The following is a 21,120-nucleotide window of genomic DNA, read 5'->3' as shown; positions in this document are numbered from 1 at the left end:
ATAACCACACGCACCGGCTCACGAACCCCACCGCCCACCGCCGGCGGGTCACCCCAACCTACGCTTACCGGCTTGTGGTCACCTCTATTTTCGTGTCAGTGCGCAGTTCGTGGATCGGGGCGATGGCTTTGGCGAGGTCGTCGATTTGGGGTCGGCCGGGGATGAGTGCGACGTAGGGTGCGCACGAATCCGCCGTGCATGCCTCGGATAGGTGCATCCGGTGGTGGGCGGAAGGCGCTGCCCGACTGACCAATAGGCGATCGCCAAGTGCGATAGCGCCGGTGCTAGCGCACTTGGGAATCGCCTTATGGCCAGCTCACGGTACTGACGTGGCTCTTGTGACATCCGGTGGTGGGCGGAAGGCGCTGCGCGACTGACCAATAGGCGATCGCCAAGTGCGATAGCGCCGGTGCTAGCGCATTTGGGAATCGCCTTATGGCCAGCTCACGGTACTGACGTGGCTCTTGTGACTACTGATGTCGTCGAGCGTACGTCCGGACCTGTCTCCCGGCCAGCCGGCACGTCACTGCGCGCGCGTGCGTGCCGCCGGCGAGTTCTGGGTCGGTGCCTAGACTAGTGCGCAAATCCGCACATGGTGCGAACAGAACCCGCAAATTATAGCGTTGGTAATGCTGGGGGCCAACACGTTTCAGCTGTCCGTTGCGGGCGACTCGACGGCGGCCGGTCGCTGAGCGTGGCCCCTGCGGATCGCGGCCGGGATGAACACGCGTGCCGCTGCGGTCAGCACGCCCAGCCCGATCAGCACAACGGTACCGAGTTGGCTGAGAGCGCCCGGGGAAGCTGACGACACCAACAGCAGGCCACCGGCGAAAACGCCACCAAGGCCGATGAGCGGCGTGGCGCCCGCGAGCGTCACGGTCCCCGCGGACTCACCGGCGAGAAGAGCGGCGACGAGACGCGGGAGGCCGAATGCGGCGAGGATGGCGAACGACACCAGCGGGACCGCGGCCTGCAGCTCGCGATCCAGTAGGTGTTGCCACAGCACCACTGAAATCCCCAGCGCGGCAAGGTAGGACACCGCCAGCCCCAGGCCGGCCGCCAGTCCGCTGACCGCGCCGCGCCACAGGCCGATCAGGGCCGCCACCGTGAACATCGTCACGGCCAGCAGCACGGCATCGTGGGTGAGGGCACCGCGCACGGCTGCGGCTACTTGCGCGGCCCCGGCCACGGTGATCTGGCTGTCGACAAGGCTTCCGTACTTCATCGCCGCGCCCGCCGCTAGTTGGAGCGACTGCACGCGCGCCGCCGCGCCGAGGTCCAGACCGTTACCGTCGGAATAGACGAACAGCCTGGTCGCCGTGCCGTCTGGCGAGAACATCGATTGCCGCACATGCTGATACGACGGATCCGCCAGTTCCTTGCGGGTGAGGTGGAAGCCGCCCTCGCCGGTGTCGGCGAAATCGACGCTGATGTTTTTCAGGAACGCCGACACCTGCACGAGTTGCGGCAGGATTTCTTGGATACTCGATTCGAGCTTTGGCACGAAGGAGCGCAGCTGGCCCAGCGTCGACCGCATTTCCGCCACCACGTGCGGTGTCGAGGCGAAGGCGCCCATCGTCTGGCTCGATACCGCGGCCATACGGTCGGCGCCGTTGGTCAGCGTGGCCACATCGGCGACCACCAGGTCGAGGGGTCCCACAAGCTGGCGCGCGGCCGAGCACAGTTGCTCGTCGGGACAATACGTACCGCCGGTGATCATGTCCCGCAACGGGTTCAGGTATTGCGAAACCTCCGCAGCTCTGCCCCGGAGGTTCTGCGTCACGGAGATGACGCGGTTGATGTTCTGCTGTATCTGATTGGCTCCGGCGAGACCGATCCGCACGCTGTTGTCCAGCTCGTCGACTGCGGCGCTGACCTGATCGATCGTGGCTCCCAGGGACTTGATGGCATTCAGCTGCGGCATGAACGACCCGGCCCCCCGGTTCAGCTGATCGGAGAGCTTGCCCGCGGCGGAGGTGAGCGAGGCGTCAGCCCACGGGACACCGGCCGGCCATGCCGCCGACTCCACCTTGCGCACCCCGGGAATCTCCATCAGCCGGTGGCTGAGCTGATCGATGGCGATGAGCCCCGCCGGCTGACGAAGGTCCGCGGCAGAGTTGACCACCACCACGTCGGGCAGGGGATTTCCGGGCAGCAGCCGCGCGGCGCTGGTCCCCGGTGGGTTTGCCCGGGATTCGCCGATACCGCACCGCATCCCGATGACCGGTAGCGCGCAGATCGCCAGCACCACGGCAGCCACGGCAATGGGATTGGAGAAGCCGGGTTTGGGCAACCGGCCTGCCCAGCCGACACTGCCGGTCTGCGGCACTGACAGCCCCCGAGGCGCGGCGAAGCCGAGCAAGATAGGCAGAAGTGTCAACGAAACCGCAAGTGCCACCGCAACATCCGGTGCGGCGGTGCCGACGCTGTGCAGCGCGGGCGTTTGCGCAAGCAGCAGCGGGCCGGTGACCAGTGCAACGCACGCTCCGGGCAGGGCCAACCCGGGCAGCAGATCGCGGTATGCGCGCCGGTCCGTCACCGCAACACTGCCCTCGGGCCTGAGCCGGGAAGCAAGCAGGGTCGCTACGGTCATTGTGGCGATCGTCAAGACGACGGCCAGGGTCCCGGAAAACACCGTCAACGCCGTGCTGCTTCGCGGCACCATCGCCTGAAGCGGCCACGCCACCGTCAACGAGAGTCCGGTGGCCAGCAGCACCATCGCGACCGAACGCGGGGACTGCCGCGAGCGTAGCAGGAGCAACACGGCGATCACCGCCGCGGCGGCCGCGATCGCCGCACCCTGCCACACCTGCATGCGCAGCGGGATGTGGTCGATGGCCGGGCCCACCATGCGGGCGCGAAGCCCCGGACTCGGCGGTAGCTTGCGCACCACCGCTCGGGCCGCATCGAACGATTCGCGCGCCTTGTCGCTACCGACCTCGCCCACCAGCCACACCATCGCGACGCCGGAGCGGCCGTCGGGACTGGTTCCCAGCGGCGCGGTAAGGGGGTCCGACCACCAGTCGAGGACCGATCCGACGTGGGCGGTGTCGGCGCGCAGTGCGCTCACCGCGGCGTCATAGTAATGCTGGTCGGCCGGCCCGAGCTGGTCGCGGCCGTCCACCACCAGGTAGGCGATGGCGTTGGTGCCGCTGCCCGGGAACCACTGCGCGATCCGGTTGGTGGCTGCCGCCGTCTTGGCGTCGGGGGGCAGCAGCGCCGAGGCGGTATCGCCGGGATTCGCGTGCGTCAGCGCAAGAACCACATTCGCGATCACCGCTGCCGCAATCCAGGCGGCGACGACAAGTAGGGGGGCGAGCCGAGATCGCCTATGGCTCTCGTCGCCTGGCACGCTCGCGATCGTACTGACGTCGGTGTCCGGGCACGACGTTTTCACACGGATGTACCAATTCTGGGGATGACGGCCGGCCTTGTTAAACGTCTAAGCGAGCGAATTGATCTTGGCGGTATTGCTCGACGCATGCTGCTCGTCTGACCTTGCCGCTGGTGGTAATCGGGATCGAGCCCGGCGCAACCAACACCAGGTCCGCGACGCTAAGACCATGTGAAGCCGATAGAGCCGTGGTGACTTCACGCTTAATGGCGCCCAGCCGCTCCATCGCATCCGGATCCGAGTCGCCGCGCTTTTTGAGTTCGATGATGGCGACCAGCTTTTCGGTGCTGCGATCGCTGGGAACCGATATTGCCGCGCAGCGGCCCCGGGTGATCTCTTGGATCGTCGCCTCGATGTCGTCGGGAGAGTGGTTGCGCCCGTAAACGATCAGCAGGTCTTTGATCCGGCCGATGATGAACAATTCGCCGTCCCTGACAAAACCCGAGTCTCCGGTTCTCAGCCAAGGACCTTCGGGTGTTCCCGCCAGGGGATTCACAATCTTTGCGCCGAAAGTGCGTGCATTCTCTTCAGGTTTTTGCCAATAGCCGGTAGCCACGTTGTCGCCGTGCACCCAAATCTCACCGACCGTTCCTTCCGGGCATTCGGTGCCGGTTTCCGGATCGACGATTCGCACGACGGGTGATTGCGGCAAGACATAGCTGACTAGCGGGGTGCCGTCTCCGTTGTTGCAGGGCTTCGCTTCGCCGTCGGTCAATTTTCCAGTTTCGAAATCGACAAATTTTGGCGGATGGTTAGGCCTGCTGGTGGCCACGAAGACAGTTGCCTCTGCCAGGCCGTACGAGGGACGGATCACTTTTTCTTGCAGATTGAAGCGCGCAAATCGGTCGGCGAAGCGCTTGATCGTCGCTGGGTGCACCCGCTCGCTGCCGCTGAGGATGGTGAGTACTTCGCTGAGGTCATGGCCGGCCATTTCGTCGTCGGATACCTTCTTTGTCGCCAGTTCGAAGGCGAAATTTGGCGCTGCGGAGAATGTGTGAGAAGTGCTGGCCAGCATGTGCAACCACCGTGTCGGCCGTGCCAGGAACGCGACTGGGCTGGTCAACAGCGACGGATACCCCCCCAAAATAGGTGCACAAACTCCCAGAACCAAACCCATGTCGTGATAAAACGGCAGCCACGAAACGAGGGTCGCACCTGCCGGGGGGATCCCGTCGGTTTCGGCAAAATAGCCGGCCATCAGCTGTTCGAAATTGGTCCGAAGGTTCTGATGTGTCATCACGACGCCCGCCGGGGTACGGGTCGACCCGGAGGTATATTGCAGATACGCAATCGACGGGTGGTTATCGTCGCCGGTACCGGATCCACTCGCAGAATCCAGGTCCAGCAAATCAACTTCGATGATTGAGGGCGCGGACTTACCAGGCTGCGCTGTAACGTGCTGGCTGACATCGTCGATAACCGAAGATGTCGTGAGAATGGCACCCGGCGACGCGTCCTGTAGTACCGCATCAACGCGTTCATTGGTGGCGCCGCCCTGTGGGACCGCAAGCGGAATCGCGATAACTCCGGCCTGTAACGCGCCGAGAAAAGCGATGATGTAATCGAGTCCCTGGGGGGCCAATATCATTGCGCGCTCACCGGCCGAAACGCAATGACTCAGTTCCCGGGCAACGTTCAACGTTCGTCGGTACAACTGTGACCACGTCAGGCTTTCCGGGACACCGGCCCAGTCCTTTTCGTAATCGATATAGGTAAACGCTGGGTCATTGGGCTGTAGCCGGGCGCACGCGCGGAGCGCAGCGGGCAGGGAACGCACACTCATGAGCTATCACGTTACCGTCCAGCCGTCTTGACGGCTGTGAGACGGCATCCGCAGGGTATGACCCAGGTCACAACAGCCGAGTCAGCGGCACCGCGCGGGTGAAACAGGTGCAGCAAGACGATGCCGACACGGTGGTCGTGCCGTGGAGACCCGCCGGGCTCTGCGCTGGGGCCGCCGGGGAACGCATCGCTGCGTTTGGCACGTCATTGCGTCATCGCGACGTTATGGACGCCAGGTTGCTGCCGAGACGAAACCCGGCCGGACCGGGACCACCCTCGTCACACGCGTTGGTCGGCGGTCAGCGATTCCGTTTGCGCTGCTCAGCCACCTAACCGCAGCGGAAACCGAAGGAATTCGCGCCATTGGTCCTCAGAATCTTGTACAGCCGTCTAAGCTTGTCTCTCCGAGACCTGCCTTGGTGTCGAGATCCGGGCTAGGGACTGGCAGAGCGGCGCTGCGGCCAGCTCGCTGCCGGTGTGAAAAATCGGGGATGTCGTCGGGGAACTCCCGTTGAGCTGAGCTGAGACGAGGTTAGAGAGCGAATGGAAACACGTGTCACTCCCATTGCGGTCATCGGCATGGGATGTCGGCTTCCGGGGGGAATCGACTCGCCCGACAAACTGTGGGAGTCGTTGCTGCGCGGCGACGACCTGGTCACCGAGATCCCACCGGACCGGTGGGACGCCGACGACTATTACGACCCTGAGCCCGGAGTGCCTGGGCGGACGGTGTCGCGGTGGGGTGCGTTCCTCGACGACGTCGCCGGGTTCGATGCCGAGTTCTTCGGGATCAGCGAGCGGGAGGCAATCTCGATCGATCCGCAGCACCGGCTATTGCTGGAAACCTCGTGGGAGGCGATCGAGCATGCCGGTCTGGACCCGGCGTCGTTGGCCGGGTCCTCGACAGCGGTGTTCACCGGGCTGACCCACGAGGACTACCTGGTAGTCACCCATGGGGCCAGCGGCTTGGCGAGCCCCTACGTGGTTACCGGGCTGAACAACAGCGTGGCATCTGGGCGGATCGCCTACGCGCTGGGCTTGCATGGTCCGGCGTTGACTTTCGACACTGCGTGTTCGTCGGGTCTGATGGCGGTGCACTTGGCCTGTCGCAGCCTGCACGACGGCGAAAGCGACCTCGCGTTGGCGGGCGGCTGCGCGGTGCTTCTGGAGCCGCATGCAAGCGTGGCGGCATCCGGTCAGGGCATGCTCTCGCCGACCGGCCGTTGCCATTCATTCGACGCCGATGCGGACGGGTTTGTGCGTTCCGAGGGGTGCGCGATGGTGTTGCTCAAGCGACTGCCGGATGCGTTGCGCGACGGCAACCGAATTCTCGCCGTGGTGCGCGGCACCGCCACCAATCAGGACGGTCGCACGGAGACGCTCACCATGCCGTCGGAGGACGCCCAGGTGGCCGTGTACCGCGCGGCGTTGGCGGCGGCGGGCGTGGAGGCCGAAACGGTTGGCGCGGTGGAGGCGCACGGCACCGGCACCCCAATCGGTGACCCGATCGAGTACCGGGGCCTGGCGCGGGTGTACGGCGCCGGCACCCGTTGTGCGCTCGGATCGGCCAAGAGCAACATGGGCCACAGCACGGCCGCGGCGGGGGCGGTCGGGCTGATCAAGGCCATTCTGTCCATGCAGCACGGGGTGCTGCCGCCGCTGCTGCACTTCAACCGGCTTCCCGATGAACTTGCCGGGATCGAGACGGGACTCTTTGTGCCGCAGGCGGTTACGCCATGGCCCAATGGCGACGGCCACGCGCCGAAACGGGTCGCGGTGTCCTCGTTCGGGATGTCGGGAACCAACGTGCACGCCATCCTGGAACAAGCACCAGTGCAAGCACCAGTCCCCGCAGAAGCTTCCGCGCCGGCGGCCCCGCTACTGTTCCCCATCTCATCCAGCTCCACCGACGGGCTGCGACAAACCGCACGCCGGCTCGCCGAATGGGTGGAAGCACACCAGGACTCCGTAGTGCCGTCGGATGTGGCTTACACGCTGGCGCGGCGGCGTGCGCACCGGCCGGTGCGCACCGCGGTGGTGGCCAACGGTCTGCCCGAGCTGGTCCAGGGTTTGCGGGAGGTGGCCGATGGCGAGCTCCCGTATGACGCCGCGGTGGGGCACGGCGATCGCGGACCGGTGTGGGTATTTTCCGGGCAGGGGTCGCAGTGGGCGGCGATGGGCGTCGACCTGCTGGCGAACGAACCGGTTTTCGCCGCCACCATCGCGGCGCTCGAGCCGGTCATCGCCGAAGAATCGGGTTTTTCGGTCACCGAGGCCATGACGGCGCCGGAGACGGTGACCGGCATCGATAGGGTGCAGCCGACCATCTTTGCGATGCAGACCGCGTTGGCCGCCACCATGGAGCAGTGCTACGGGGTCCGCCCGGGCGCGGTGGTCGGACACTCGCTGGGCGAAGCGGCTGCGGCCGTGGTGGCTGGAGCGCTGTCGCTGGAAGATGGGGCGCGCGTCATCTGCCGCCGCTCGAAGTTGATGTGCCGCATTTCCGGGGCCGGCGCGATGGCATCGGTGGAACTGCCTGCCAAACAAGTGAATTCGGAGCTGATGGCGCGCGGAATCGATGATGTCGCCGTCTCGGTGGTGGCCTCGCCGCAGTCGACGGTGATCGGCGGCGCCACCGAAACGGTGCGCGATCTCGTCGCACGGTGGGAGCAGCGTGACGTGATGGCGCGCGAGGTGGCCGTCGATGTGGCATCGCATTCACCTCAAGTCGACCCGATCCTTGACGAGTTGGCCGCGGCATTGGCCGATCTCAAACCAATGTCACCCAAGGTTCCGTACTACTCGGCGACGTTGTTCGACCCGCGTGAGCGGCCGGTGTGCGATGGCCGGTACTGGGTGGACAATCTGCGGAACACGGTCCAATTCGCCGCCGCGGTGCAGGCTGCGCTGGAGGACGGCTACCGGGTCTTCGCCGAGCTGTCACCTCACCCGTTGCTGACCCGCGCCGTCGACCAGACCGCCCATAGTCTCGACATGTCGGCGGCGGCTCTGGCGGGCATGCGGCGCGAGCAGCCGCTGCCGCTCGGGCTGCGCGGGTTGCTGACTGATCTGCACAGCGCTGGTGCCGCCGTGGACTTTTCGGTGTTGTATCCCACGGGCCGGCTGGTGGATACGCCGTTGCCGGCGTGGACCCACCCGCACTTGTTCATCGAAGGCGAAGGGCAAGAACAGCGGGCACAAGGCGCCTGCACTATTACCGTGCATCCGCTGCTGGGCTCGCATGTGCGGCTGACCGAGCAGCCCGAGCGCCACGTCTGGCAGGCCGACATCGGTACCGCGACGTTGTCCTGGCTAAGCGACCACCAGGTGCATAACGTCGCCGCCCTGCCCGGCGCCGCTTACTGTGAGATGGCGTTGGCCGCGGCGGGGGAGGTTTTCGGCGGGGCGTCGGAGGTCCGCGACATCGCCTTTGAGCAAATGCTTTTGCTCGACGAGCAGACCCCGGTCGACGCGATCGCGTCGGTCGATGCGCCAGGTGTCGTCAACTTCGCGGTGGCGTCCAATCAGGACGGTGAGAGTACGCGGCATGCCACCGCGACGCTGCATGCCGTCGAGGACGATTCGCTGCCGCCGGCGTACGACATGGCCGCCCTGCTGGCGGCGCATCCGTCCAGTGTGAACGGGGCCGAGATGCGGGAATCGTTCGCCAAGCGTGGCGTTCAGTTGGGTTCCGCGTTCAGTGGTCTGGCCACCGCGCACACCGCGGAGGCGGGAGCCGGCACCGTGCTGGCGGAGGTCGGGTTGCCCGCCTCGATCCGCTTCCAGCAGGGCGCCTACCGCGTCCATCCCGCGCTGCTGGATGCCTGTTTCCAGTCTGTCGGGGCTGGCGTCGATGCCGCCGGCAGCGGTGGTCTGCTGTTGCCGTTGGGGGTGCGCAGCCTGCGTATCTATGGACCAACCCGCAATGCCCGCTACTGCTACACCCGGCTGACCAAGGCCGGGGTCACGGGGGGCGAGGCTGACCTCGACGTGTTGGACGAGCACGGGACCGTCCTGCTGGCCGTGCGTGGCCTGCACATGGGAACCGGTACGTCCGAAAGCGCCGAGCGCAACCGCGTGCTCACCGAGCGGCTGCTGACCCTGGCGTGGCAGCAGCGGACCCTGCCCGAGGCCACCCAGGCCGAGGCGGGATCATGGCTGCTGATCGACACCTCCGACGGGGCGGACATGTTGGCGTCCGCGTTGACGGACGCGCTGAAATCCCATGGCCCCCAAGGCACCGAATGCGCCATCCTGCACTGGCCGAGGGAGGCCGATCTGACGGCCAGCGTCGAAAAGCTCGGCAGTCAACTGCGGGCGCGTTCAGTCGATGGTGTGGTGATCCTCTGTGGGCCACGCGGCGGCGAGCCCGACGAGGACAGCCTGCTGGAGGGCCGCGAGCGGGTGCGTCATCTCGTTCGGATCACCCGGGAACTCGCCGAATTGGAGGGCGAGCTTCCTCGCCTGTTCGTCGTGACCAGGCAAGCCCAGATAGTTCGGTCGGACGACGAGGCGAACCTGGAGCAGGCCGGGCTGCGTGGCTTGCTGCGGGTGATCAGCAGTGAGCATCCGCTGTTGCGGACCACCCAGATCGACGTGGACGAGCACACGGACGTCGAAAAGGTGGCCCAGCAACTGCTGGGAGGCTCCGATGAGGACGAGACCGCCTGGCGCGATGGTGACTGGTATGTGGCGCGCCTGTGCCCCAGCCCGCTGAGCTATGACGAGCGGCAAACCACCATTGTGGAGCACGAACGCGACGGTGTGCGGCTACAAGTCCGCATGCCCGGTGACTTGCAGACGCTGGAACTCGCCGCGTGCGATCGCGTTCCGCCCGGGCCCGGGCAGATCGAGGTGGCTGTCACCCACTCCAGCATCAACTTCGCCGACGTTCTTATCGCGTTCGGCAAGTTCCCCATCATCGACGACCGCGAGCCGCAGTTGGGCATGGATTTCGTGGGTGTGGTGACGGCAGTCGGGGAAGGGGTGGTCGACCACCAGGTCGGTGATCGCGTCGGCGGCTTTTCCGAAGGCGGCTGCTGGCGCAACTTCCTCACGTGCAACGCCAACCTCGCCGTCACGCTTCCGCCCGGGCTGGCCGATGAGCAGGCGATCGCAGCCGCCACCGCAAACGCCACCGCCTGGTACGGGCTGCACGACCTGGCCGGGATCAAGGCCGGTGACAAAGTGCTGATCCACTCCGCAACCGGCGGCGTGGGGCAGGCGTCCATTTCCATTGCGCGTGCTGCCGGAGCGGAGATCTTCGCGACCGCCGGCAATGCGCGCAAGCGCGCCCTGCTGCATGACATGGGCATCGAGCACGTCTACGACTCCCGCAGCGTCGAGTTCGCCGATCAGATCCGGCGCGACACCGACGGGTACGGGGTGGATATCGTGCTGAACTCGCTGACCGGCGCGGCCCAGCGCGCGGGGCTGGAGCTGCTGGCGTTCGGTGGGCGGTTCGTCGAAATCGGCAAAGCCGACGTATACGGCAATACCCGGATGGGGCTGTACCCGTTCCGTCGCGGGCTGACGTTCTACTACCTGGATCTGGCGCTGATGTCCGTGCTGCAGCCAGACCGGGTGCGCGAGTTGCTCACCACGGTGTTCAAACTGACCGCGGACGGTGTGCTGACCGCGCCAGAGTGCACGCACTACCCGTTGGCCGACGCGGCCAACGCCATCCGGGCAATGAGCAATGCCGAGCACACCGGAAAACTGCTGCTCGACATGCCTCGCAGCGGGCGCAGCAGTGCCGTGGTGTCCCCGGAGCAGGTGCCGGTGTTCCGCCGCGACGGCGCCTACATCATCACCGGTGGCTTAGGGGGCCTCGGTCTCTTCTTCGCCTCGAAACTGGCTGCGGCGGGCTGCGGCCGGATCGTGCTGACCGCTCGCTCCCAGCCAAACCCCAAGGCGCGGCAGGCCATCGAGAGTCTCCGCGCGGCCGGTGCCGACATCGTGGTGGAGTGCGGCAATATCGCCGAACCTGAGACCGGTGACCGCCTGGTGAGCGTGGCAACCGCCACCGGGCTTCCGGTACGCGGCGTGCTGCATTCGGCGGCGGTGGTCGAGGACGCCACGCTGACCAACATCACCGATGAGCTGATCGACCGAGACTGGTCCCCCAAGGTTTTCGGATCGTGGAACCTGCACCGCGCCATGAGCGGACAGCCGCTGGACTGGTTCTGCTTGTTCTCCTCGGGCGCGGCCCTGCTGGGGTCGCCCGGGCAGGGTGCCTACGCCGCGGCCAACAGCTGGGTCGACGCCTTCGCTCACTGGCGCCGTGCTCAAGGACTGCCGGTCTGCGCGATCGCGTGGGGTGCGTGGGCAGAGGTCGGCCGCGCCACGTTCCTGGCCGAGGGCGGCGAAGTCATGATCACCCCGGACGAAGGTGCCTACGCCTTCGAAACATTGCTGCGCTATGACCGCACATACACCGGATACATCCCCATCATCGGGGCGCCCTGGCTGCCCGACCTCGTGCGGCGCAGCCCATGGGGTGAAATGTTCCAATCCGCTGGCCAAGGCTCAAGGGGCCCAAGCAAATTCCGCACCGAGCTGATGTCGGTGCCGCAAGATGAATGGCCCGCCCGACTGCGGCGTCTGATCGTCGAGCAGGCAAGTGTGATCCTGCGTCGCGCGGTCGACGCCGACCGCCCATTCCTCGAGTACGGCCTGGACTCATTGGGCATGCTCGAAATGCGTACTCACATTGAAGCCGAGGCCGGGATCCGCCTGTCTCCCAAGGTCATCGCGACGCACAACACCGCGCGCGCCTTGGCCCAGCACCTGGCGGACACGCTGGCCCAGGAAGAAGCGGCGACGCCGGCGGCATAAAGTCCGGAGCTTGGTTGGCCCGGGGGCGCGACTCGATGGTCGTCCCCGGTGCCTCCTACCGGGCTGCCAAAGTTGTTGGCGGACAACATTACCGGAGGATGCTTCCATGACGCTGATCGCAGGCGCGCGACGTCAACGCCGAGAGTCGGCGCTGTCACTGCGACGCAGGGTCAGCGGTTTCGAAGACGAGGCCTGGATCAGCCGCTGGTCTAGCGTCAATGTCTCCGACGCCGCCTCAGCCTTTGGCTAGGCAATAGACGCGGTAAGAGAATCCCCAGATTTTCAGGGGATGTGTGGTCTTGCCATCTAGTGCGAAAAGCTTTACATATGCGCCTCGCAGCAGCCGCGGCGTATGGCGATCATGTAGCGCCTTCCACGACGGCGCCAGCTTCTCGTATCCGCGCAGGATCTCATCATTGATCTCGGTCTGGGAAACGATTCGCATCGGTGCGTTGGCAAGCGCCGTTTCCCAGGCGGCAATGTTAAACGGGAGCCGGAAGTCGGTGTACAGGAAATGGCCTCCCGGACGCAGGACCCGAGCCACTTCGCCGAGGAAACGGGAGAAATCAGGATAGTAGAGCGAGGATTCGATATTGATCACGGCGTCGAACGATTCGTCGGCGAATGGCAGGTTCTGGGCATCGCCCTGCACGAAATCGAGGCCGGGAACATCGTATTTCTTCTGGCAAAACGCAATGCCGGCCGGGTTCAGGTCCAATCCGGTGTAGGACTCCGGGTGCAGGGTACGCGTGAGGTATGAGGCTCCGCCGCCGTGGCCGGCGCCAACCTCCAGCACCCGTTTGCCGGCGAGATTCACCTGGGCCGCAACACGGTGATAAAGCTGGATGGAGTACCGCTCGGGCTCGTCAGCGGGTTCCAGCGGTATCGCCATCGGTGGCTCCTCCTCATACCCCGTGTTGAGGAACACCAGCTCATCGCCAGCGTAGCGCTTGGTGGAGGAGGAGTACATATACTTCTGCGCCTTCTGATTCAGCTTCCAGCCAATCGGAAGAACCACGCCCCACAAGCGGTCTTTGAGTGCCATGCGCAGAGTATGACAGGCCGGTGGTCGAGGTCCAAATGATCAGGTCGACGACCGCCCGAGCGGTCTGCCACGCCTCCGCCGCTATGTCCGATACTGATACCGCTGATACCGCGGCCCTTCGACTGTCGGCGCGACGGCGGCTGATCACGTCAGCCGCACGCCTTACCGGCGCTTTGGGGTGTCTGCGCCGCGTGTTTTGTGGGCGACAAAATCGTTGCGCCCGTGAGGGTGTCGCTGTGAGACGGGCGGATCGCATATTGGCTTTATCCAGCTTTGTTAGCACTACGCAACGGCAGGCTGACGCAGGCGATCAACCGGCCTGGCCGCGCACCCATCTGGTGGACATCGGAAAGCCACAGCCGGTCTGGCGGACAATGCCGGGGCCAGTCTGCCGGTTGGTTGGTTAGCCGATGACCGAGCATGTCGGGGGCATTCGGCTAGCGCCCAGAGCCGTCGACAATGCCCACGGTGTCATTCTCGACCGTACGGTAAACTCGGAAACTCACTCGGCGCAATGCAATTGGCATCCGCGGCCGAACGGATCACCGCTGCGCCGGTCGCTCGCGTGCCCGACTTCTGCAGCGCATGCGGCTTCGGCCATGCAATTCTGGTGGCTGACGGCTTAGTTGCGGATCAAGAATCCGTTAGGAGCAGATGTCCAGCCGAACTTGTTCTCCCGCGCCACGTCATGCTTGTAATCGTTTGGGAATTCACGCTCGTAAGCCTCGATGGCCTCGTATGGGCCGGGTCCGAACCCCGGGAGGACGGGATGCCCATTGATATTGGAGTCTTCGACTACCAGGTAGTCGCCGGAGGAGAGTAGGGGCCGCAGCAGTTTCATCTCGGCCAGTACGTGATCCATGGAGTGGTCGCTGTCCAGGATGGCGAAGATATTGCCGCGGTACTCGCCTTTGAGTCGTTCGATGTGCTCGGCAACGGCGGGGACAGTGGATGAGGACTCAATGAACATAATGTCAGCATCCCGCCGGGCCATTGGATCGAGGGCCTTGTGTGAGATGTCGACGGAAACCACCTTGAACGGTTGGCCGGTGTGTCTCATGATGTTCGCGAAGAACAGCGCCGAACCGCCGTAGCGGCTGCCGAACTCGATGACCAGCGAGGGCTTCAAGTCGAACAGGATCTCCTGGTAATTCCACATATCGCTCACGGACTTCCAGCATTGGACGCCCAACCACGTAGTCTGATTCCACACCAAGTTGCTGTAGTACCACTTATGGTATTCTTCCGCCGCCGAGCCGGTCGGTCGGTAAATCAGTTGGGCCACAGCGCTCGTGAGTTTCCGCAATACGTCCATCAGTCGCATGAATGCGCCCGCCACGTCCATCCCGTCATCTCCTCACTAGCCAGTCCGCGGTTATTGAAGTATCGGCCATTTGGCCAGTCGGTGGACGGAACCGATGGTGCCGGGCGCAGACTCAAGTATGGCCGTGGCGATCCTCAGGCCCGCATATTGTCAACCTAGTTGGCTCCGTGGGTTGCCTCTCTCCGGCTTAGTGCCAGGTCAGCGTGGCCCGGCCCACCGGCTCAACATGTTCTGAGGCGGCCACTGCACCGCAGGATCGTAGCAGATGCCCGCATTCGTTGGTACGGCGATTGGCGGCAAATTCGGGCTAATACGATTGGCGTTGGCGCTTTTCGAAGTTAGCCAACACGCCCGTCCTGCAAATGAAAGCGAGCTTTCTTATGATCATCATCACGGTGGGGAATCCGCGGCAAGCGTCGGTGTGATTTCGCAGGCTGGACGCCGTTATGGCGCGCCAGACTTTTTGGGGCTCTTCTGACATAGCTGTGGTTCGCTGACCTGAGGTTTTGGGCGCAACGCCGTGTCCTGCTTACGTTTTGGACTGGAAAAGGTTCAAAGCGAAGGAGGGTTTACGGCGTTGCGCAAGTCCAGGATATTCGGTGCGGGTCTCGGTGATGTGTGGAGCATCCCGGGTTTGATGCACACCTCGTTTTGTGTGACCCGGGGTGTCCGAGCTGACGGTGAGCGTAGTACCTGGACCCCTGATCCGTTTTCCTGGCCTCCGATTCCCGCTTTGCCTTTCGCGCGCTCCGGGCCCGCAGGTGCTGTCAAGCGTAGTTTGCTTGATGGCGCCGAGGAGGGCGGCTCAAACTGTTCTTCCTGCCCGGTTACTCACCAGAGCTCAATCCTGACGAGTGGGTATGGAAAAACGTCAAACACGACCGCATCGGCAAGACCGGCTTTACCTACATCACCCACAGGACGCCAGCCCCCAGAGTGGTTGACGAATTGCTCTGCGGCGGTTGACTTCCGGTTATTCCATGACCCAGCCATACTCGGAGGGAACAGTGCACAGCATGGAACGTATCATCTCGAGCGACTTTTCGGGTTCCGCTAGGTGCCCATGATGCTCGATGATCAGTTGCCCATCGTAGACGCCGCACGAATACAGATCGAGAGGCACGCTGATGGAGCAATAGAACTGGCCCCGAATGTCTTTCAGCTCGAGACCCGGGGGTGTGCGCATCGTCGGGAACGCGGTCGCGTCAGTGCAGAAGACAAGTGGCGGCAGCCCGGCAGGAGTTCCTTCGAATGCTGTGCCGAAGTGGAGCCCCGACTGCTGGATCACACCATTGGCCAAATCAGCGCGAAGGGTGGCAACGATATCGCTTGCGAGATCTACGATGTCGGTATCCGGACCGATCTCTGCAAGGTAGGAGGCCGCCCCGAGCAGGTTGGTGCTTTCGGTCGGGGCCACCGGCGGCGCAAGAAGAAATCGTAAGTCGACGGGGTAGACGTAGGGAATCGGGACGTGCGGGGTATTGCGCAGGCGCCACTCAGTCAGCAGGATAGCCGCCGCGACCACAGCGTTGATGCTGAGTCGATGCTCACGGCCGAACGCAACGAGGTCCGATGTCTCAAGCTTGGAGAGCAGGAGTCTGCTGACTGGAACAGCTTGGGGCGATCCAGGATCGGCGAGAACAGCCGCCTTGGTGGTGTCCGGGAGCTCATAGGCGAACATCACCGGCATGAAACGTTCGGCTCCCGATAGCCCTTGCTTCTTGACGCCCCGCTGTTCCAGCAGGATCTCCATGGGCAGCGGCGCGGACTGCGGGATTATCGGGCCGGGATCACCAGTAGTTACCGCGTCGGTGTACCGGGAGAACAGCTCGTCGACGAGAGCGGCCCCATGGTGACCATCGGCCATGCTGTGATGGACATATAGAGTCAGCTCGCCCCCTCCCTCCCTGAGCGTCAGCCGCGAATCCATCAACGACACACTCTGGTCGAGCCGGATTTGCGAGTTTCCCGAAGACGCCCCGTTGGTGCCGTCGACTACATAGATCCCGGAGTGGAGCATGTCGTCGGCAACCAGATTCCAACCGCCATCGGAGCTTGGCTCGAGGTGACCCGCCAAGACCGGATGGGCCTCGAGGAGGGCATCGAAAGCATCCGACAGCGCATCGACGTCGACAGCGCCGCACAGCTGGATTGTCATGGAAGTGAAAACTTCGTACTGCGCAAAGATTTCCTCACTGTGTGACAGCTTTCGAATCACGGATCCGGAAAACACCTCGAGACCCCCTACTAGTCATTGCATGCCGGGCCAGCGCATGCTCGGTCAGTGCGTGCTGGCCCGTCGATAGCCGATGGCCATGGGTACCGCGCAGGCGACGCAAATACCTATGGTCCACAACAGCATCCCGATCATCGGAGACAGGACCGGACCGCCCATCGCATATCCTCGCATCGCCGCGATGGCATAGCTCACTGGCTGATGGGCGACGACCGGCTGAATCCAGCTTGGATATGAGTTGAGCGGTACCAGACCGGTGGAGAAGAAAATCGCGATTGCTTGCACCAGCTCAACGCCTTCGACCACCACGGTCTGCGCGGTGTAGAGCGCGACGGTGGTGACGATAGCGGCGATTGCGATGCCAAGGATCACCGGGACACTCACCCACATGAGGCTCGGGATCACGCCCTGCCGAAACCGGAAACCCAAGACAACGCCCGTGCCCAGCATCACGAGAGTGGTGAACAGAGTCCTAATCGCGTTTGCCAGGATTCGAGCGATCAGGCCCGATGCCCGGTGCACCGGCAGCACCCACAATCGGGAAAGCAGGCCCATGGAGCGCTCGCGCATCAGGTCTATCGCGACGAATGTCGAGCCAGTGATCGCGGCACCGATCGCAATGAGCGGAACAATGCTGTAGAGCCCGCTGTCGTGAGTCACGGCGTAAGCCAGGTTACCGAGCACGATGTTCAACACCACCATGAACAGAATCGGCAACACGATCGCTCCGACGACGGTGACATAGTCACGCGCCCACCGAATGAGTAACCGTTTGGTCTGCAAGAGAGTTTGCTCAATGAGCAGGCGAACAGAGTTCTCCGGGTCCTGCGAGCGTGCCGGCGCGAGCCCGACTTCCTCAGTTGTCACGGGCATCATCGCCGCCTGGACAAAACGACGATGGACATGGGCACCAAGAACAGTGTGAAACCGACGATCCACGCCAACGTCGGTGCCATGACAGGCCACGTCACCGGTAAGACTCTTTTGGTGGTATCCCCGGCCAGCGCCCGCATCGCCTCAACGAACTGCGAGATCGGTTGGTTGCGGACAAACGGGTGGATCCACCGAGGAAACAGCCGCAACGGCATGAGGCCGACCGACAGTAGTCCGAAGATCAAAATGGGCAAGGTCAGCAGCGGCAGCATGGCGTCGGGGTTCTTGGTAACTGTGCCAAGCAGGTCAGTGCCGAATGACAGCACAGCCCCGATCGCCAGCACCAATACGCAAAAGCCGACGATGTAGAGGGCCCCGCGGTGGAACCGGAATCCGATTACGTAGCCGCAGGCCAGCGATACCGCCAAACCGATGGAGCAGCGGTACACCGAGACCGTCGCGCGGGCAAGCACCGGCGTCACCGGGGCGATCGGCATCGAGCTAAACCGCCGGTTGACACCCAGCAGCGAGTCGGTCGCCGCCCGGAAGCCCGACCCGATGGCGGCGAACGAGATGGCCTGCAGTGTGACCAATGGCGTGATGTATTGCCCGAGGTTACTGGCGACGCCGGAGCTTGCACCGCCGACAAAGTGGTTCCACGGTATGGCGAAGGGTATATAGAAGCCCACCATGAAAACCACCGGCGCGCCGGCGGTGGTGAATAACTCGCCGATGCTCGTGCGCAAGAACAAGCGGCTGATGAGCACCCGCCATTGCCTAAGCGTCGACTGGTTTAGCTTCTCCACGGTCTGGCTGAACCCCTCGACGGCCGGTGCCGGGGTGGGAACGGTGGCTGCGGCGCTCATCGCATGCCCGCCGACGCTAGATGACTCAGTGACTCGCTGGGATCTGTTGTCATGGACAGGAATACGTCGTCGAGCGACGGCCGGCGTAGCGCGATGTCGGCCAGCTCGATGTTCGCCTCGTCGATTCGGCGCGCGGCCTCGATCAGGGTGTGCGTGCCGCCTGGCGCCGGCATGGTGATCCGGTCTGACTCGGGTGTCAGAATGGCCCTACTCTGCTCGGGCAACAGTGAACCGAGCGCCGCGACGATAGCGTCCAGGTCCTTGAGATCTCGCGGCACGATTTCGCAGAATGTGTCACCGGCACGGTGCTTGAGCTCGTTCGCAGTGCCCTCCGCGATGATCGTGCCGTGGTCGATCAAAATGATCCGGTCGCTGAGCGCATCCGCCTCCTCGAGATACTGCGTCGTCAACAAGGTGGCGACGCCGAGCTTCTTGAAGCTGGCCACCAGATCCCAAATAGCTTGCCGGCTTCGTGGATCCAGCCCTGTGGTGGGCTCGTCGAGGAACGCCACTTGCGGCTGGACCACCAATCCGCACGCGATGTCTATGCGCCGACGCATCCCGCCCGAATAGGTGCTCACCCGCCGCTTCGCGGCGTGCATGAGCCCGAACTGCTCGAGCAATTCCTGCGACCTGCGACGTGCCGCCGACTTGCTCAGCCCGTACAGGCGACCGAACAACACCAGGTTCTGCTCACCGGTCAACGCGTCGTCGACGGCCACCTGCTGTCCGGTGACCATGATCGAGCGGCGCACACCGGCCGGATCGGAAACGACGTCGTAGCCGGCGACGGTCGCCGTGCCCCGATCCGGCCGGGTCAGCGTCGACAAGATGTCCACCATGGTCGTCTTGCCGGCTCCGTTGGGACCGAGCAGCCCGATCACTTCGCCGCGGCCCACTTCGAAACTGACGTCATCGAGGGCCACTACCGTGCCGAACGCCTTGTGAATCCCGCGGACCACTACAGCGATGTCGTTGTTGCGCATTCCGATCCTCCTCAGCCCGCATCCAGGCTGGACAAGTCCACCAAGGCGCCCGCTTCGGGTGCCCCGACCGTTTCGATCTCGTCATGCTCGGCCGCGATGGCCTCCTGGATCAGCTCGCTCAGGGTGGCCGGGAAGGTCCGCGCCAGCGTTTCTACCGTTGCTGCCGGGATGCGGCGGGTGTCATACCACCAATCGAGATGCAATGAGCCACCGAAGCGATACGCTCGGAGTTCGATCGCGTGGCCCAACCCAGGGATCGTCTCGCGCACGGGCATCGTCATGTCGGAGTCGAACTGTACCGGTGCATCGGTGCTCGGCAACTCGGGAATGACGCCCGCATACCGGAAGTGGATGTCGGGCGTGCGCTGCGCACCGAGCACGCGTCCAGTCGGCGCATACAGGTACCGCAGCAGCCCGTATCCGATTCCGTAGTGCGGAACGGATTTCAGCGTGTCGTGAACAGCGTCGAGCTGCCGAATCGCTGACGTGCCTTGCCCGTCCGCGCACGCCAGTGGAATCGGGTAGTACGTCGTGAACCAGCCCACGGTTCTGCGCAGGTCGACGTCCGGTCGCAGCACCGAGCGCCCCTCGCCCTCGAGTTCCACGGCGATCACACCGTCACCGACCGCCTTGGCTATCGTTCGGCCGAGCCCGGCCAGCACGATCTCCTGGATCGAGCGCCGGAACCGGCGCCGTGCGTCATCGAGCTCGGATGTCTGCTCGAAGCTCAGCGTGGTTGAGAACTTGGTCAGATCCTCGGTGCTGGGCGGTTGCGTGATGTCTTGGTCAGCCAGCCACAAGGTCGCCTTCGTTGAATTCTCGATCCAGTAGGAGCGAGTGTCGAGGGCCGCCGGATGCGTCGCGAGGGCCGCGCAGCGCACCGACCACTCCCGCCACCCGGTGGTGACCGGCTCCAGCGTGATCTCCTCGCCCGCCAGCCGCTGCCCGAACGCGGTGACGATGTCGCGTCCCAGGATTTGACGCGACACGTCGTCGCTGACCATCTCGTGCACGGCCAGCCCCAGGTAGTGCGGACCGCCGTGTGCACCGGTGATATGCACTGCCGCCAGCGGCGCGTCCGAATCACCTTGATCTGAGAGCAATTCGGCCAGAATCTTCGACACCGCTGCCCGTTCCTCCGGGCTGCCGGCGGATACGTCATCCGGAAGTGACGCGGTCGAAAGCCGAGTGAACTCCCCGGATGGTTCGATGTGTTGCTCCGACATTCCGGCATTGTCGACGAGCTGCAGCCGCAATGCGTCGTGGTGGTTGGCCACCGCGGTCAGCACTGCCCGGACGTCTTCGGTGCCGATCTTGGGGTCGAGGCGCAGGATCAACGGGACGCGCCAGCGACCGGTGTCGCGCAGTCCCCGGTCGAGGAAGTACGCGATATTCGGCGGAACCGCCGGATGTGCATCAGCCACCGGGGCTTTGGCCAAACCACTCGCCGCGAACGAGGCATCGACGGCAGCCGTCAGTGCGGCCAAGGTCGGGTATTCGTACAGATCCTGCGGTGTAATGGTCAGGCCCTCGTTGGCGGCGGACATCGCGATGCTGATGGCCATCAGGGAATCACCGCCCATGTCAAAGAAATTGGCGTTTCGATCGATGGAGCTGACACCCATGCACTGCTCCCAGATGCGCCGCAACGTGGTCTCGGTCTGCGACTCTCCGTTCTGCGCTATTTCGACGGTGCCGGCACCAGTCCCCGCAACCACCGGTGAGCCGTTGCTCCCGGCGGGAACCTGCGACCAGACCATGTGCTTGGGTTCGACCC

At 64.2% G+C, this 21,120-nt stretch carries 12 protein-coding genes and 1 pseudogene (1 of these 13 cut by a window edge); 4 read left to right on the top strand and 9 right to left on the bottom strand.

The annotated features are described in order from the left end of the window. Positions 1 to 649: 649 nt before the first annotated feature. Together CDN38_RS04935 and fadD28 are read right to left on the bottom strand one after the other, a co-directional pair. On the bottom strand, positions 650 to 3,352 hold the full coding sequence (locus CDN38_RS04935; RefSeq protein WP_075513635.1) for an MMPL family transporter: 2,703 nt from the start codon (positions 3,350 to 3,352) through the stop codon (positions 650 to 652). Positions 3,353 to 3,434: 82 nt separating this feature from the next. Next, on the bottom strand, positions 3,435 to 5,177 hold the full coding sequence (gene fadD28, locus CDN38_RS04930) for a fatty-acid--AMP ligase FAAL28/FadD28 (RefSeq protein ID WP_075513633.1): 1,743 nt from the start codon (positions 5,175 to 5,177) through the stop codon (positions 3,435 to 3,437). A 542-nt stretch (positions 5,178 to 5,719) separates the two neighbouring features. Here fadD28 and pks2 point away from each other — a divergent pair. Both pks2 and CDN38_RS29250 read left to right on the top strand, forming a co-directional pair. Further along, complete coding sequence (gene pks2, locus CDN38_RS04925; RefSeq protein ID WP_099318825.1) at positions 5,720 to 12,013, top strand: sulfolipid-1 biosynthesis phthioceranic/hydroxyphthioceranic acid synthase; 6,294 nt, start codon at positions 5,720 to 5,722, stop codon at positions 12,011 to 12,013. A 106-nt stretch (positions 12,014 to 12,119) separates the two neighbouring features. Further along, a complete protein-coding gene (locus CDN38_RS29250) occupies positions 12,120 to 12,263 on the top strand; it encodes a hypothetical protein (RefSeq protein ID WP_161951717.1) in 144 nt (47 codons plus the stop codon). On the opposite strand, the gene mtf2 is transcribed toward CDN38_RS29250, so the two are convergent. Together mtf2 and CDN38_RS04915 are read right to left on the bottom strand one after the other, a co-directional pair. After that, complete coding sequence (gene mtf2, locus CDN38_RS04920) at positions 12,249 to 13,058, bottom strand: fatty-acid O-methyltransferase Mtf2 (protein ID WP_075513631.1); 810 nt, start codon at positions 13,056 to 13,058, stop codon at positions 12,249 to 12,251. The genes CDN38_RS29250 and mtf2 overlap by 15 nt on opposite strands. Before the next feature lie 622 nt (positions 13,059 to 13,680). Beyond that, positions 13,681 to 14,403: a rhamnosyl O-methyltransferase gene (locus tag CDN38_RS04915; protein WP_408632998.1), complete on the bottom strand. Its 723-nt coding sequence runs from the start codon at positions 14,401 to 14,403 to the stop codon at positions 13,681 to 13,683. A gap of 244 nt (positions 14,404 to 14,647) precedes the next feature. Between CDN38_RS04915 and CDN38_RS28850 the strand changes: the two genes are divergently transcribed. Both CDN38_RS28850 and CDN38_RS04910 read left to right on the top strand, forming a co-directional pair. Further along, entirely contained in the window at positions 14,648 to 14,860 is a 213-nt protein-coding gene (locus CDN38_RS28850) for a hypothetical protein (RefSeq protein ID WP_142361241.1), read from the top strand. Between the two features lie 317 nt (positions 14,861 to 15,177). Then, a pseudogene (locus CDN38_RS04910) lies at positions 15,178 to 15,258 on the top strand (transposase); the annotation flags it as partial. A 97-nt stretch (positions 15,259 to 15,355) separates the two neighbouring features. On the opposite strand, the gene CDN38_RS04905 reads toward CDN38_RS04910, so the two are convergent. The 5 genes in view from CDN38_RS04905 to CDN38_RS04885 are tightly spaced (at most 48 nt apart) and all read right to left on the bottom strand, a layout consistent with a single transcriptional unit that may run on beyond the window. Continuing rightward, positions 15,356 to 16,615, bottom strand: coding sequence for a phthiocerol/phthiodiolone dimycocerosyl transferase (locus CDN38_RS04905; protein WP_075511420.1), 1,260 nt, complete (start codon positions 16,613 to 16,615; stop codon positions 15,356 to 15,358). 48 nt (positions 16,616 to 16,663) lie between these two features. After that, the gene (locus CDN38_RS04900; RefSeq protein WP_420865956.1) at positions 16,664 to 17,485 is read right to left on the bottom strand and encodes an ABC transporter permease; all 822 of its coding nucleotides are present in this window, start codon (positions 17,483 to 17,485) and stop codon (positions 16,664 to 16,666) included. A gap of 5 nt (positions 17,486 to 17,490) precedes the next feature. After that, complete coding sequence (locus CDN38_RS04895) at positions 17,491 to 18,357, bottom strand: ABC-2 transporter permease (RefSeq protein ID WP_075511422.1); 867 nt, start codon at positions 18,355 to 18,357, stop codon at positions 17,491 to 17,493. After that, positions 18,354 to 19,343, bottom strand: coding sequence for an ATP-binding cassette domain-containing protein (locus CDN38_RS04890; RefSeq protein WP_075511423.1), 990 nt, complete (start codon positions 19,341 to 19,343; stop codon positions 18,354 to 18,356). Before CDN38_RS04890 ends, CDN38_RS04895 begins: the two co-directional genes overlap by 4 nt. A gap of 11 nt (positions 19,344 to 19,354) precedes the next feature. Next, positions 19,355 to 21,120, bottom strand: partial view of a type I polyketide synthase gene (locus CDN38_RS04885; protein WP_075511424.1) — the 3' end only. The gene runs 2,662 nt beyond the window's last position; 1,766 of the gene's 4,428 nt are visible here — the last part of the coding sequence; its start codon lies beyond the right edge, outside the window; its stop codon occupies positions 19,355 to 19,357.

This window comes from Mycobacterium ostraviense (assembly GCF_002705925.1).
Classification (GTDB): Bacteria; Actinomycetota; Actinomycetes; order Mycobacteriales; family Mycobacteriaceae; genus Mycobacterium; species Mycobacterium ostraviense.
Note: the sequence above shows the minus strand (reverse complement) of the source record. Positions and strands in the feature narration are given on the sequence as shown.

Coding starts and splice junctions, on each gene's coding strand:
- CDN38_RS29250 (WP_161951717.1), top strand. CDS start 12,120: ATGACGCTGATCGCAGGCGCGCGACGTCAACGCCGAGAGTCGGCGCTG.
- mtf2 (WP_075513631.1), bottom strand. CDS start 13,058: ATGGCACTCAAAGACCGCTTGTGGGGCGTGGTTCTTCCGATTGGCTGG.
- fadD28 (WP_075513633.1), bottom strand. CDS start 5,177: ATGAGTGTGCGTTCCCTGCCCGCTGCGCTCCGCGCGTGCGCCCGGCTA.
- pks2 (WP_099318825.1), top strand. CDS start 5,720: ATGGAAACACGTGTCACTCCCATTGCGGTCATCGGCATGGGATGTCGG.
- CDN38_RS04915 (WP_408632998.1), bottom strand. CDS start 14,403: ATGGACGTGGCGGGCGCATTCATGCGACTGATGGACGTATTGCGGAAA.
- CDN38_RS04895 (WP_075511422.1), bottom strand. CDS start 18,357: ATGAGCGCCGCAGCCACCGTTCCCACCCCGGCACCGGCCGTCGAGGGG.
- CDN38_RS04890 (WP_075511423.1), bottom strand. CDS start 19,343: ATGCGCAACAACGACATCGCTGTAGTGGTCCGCGGGATTCACAAGGCG.
- CDN38_RS28850 (WP_142361241.1), top strand. CDS start 14,648: ATGCCCGCATTCGTTGGTACGGCGATTGGCGGCAAATTCGGGCTAATA.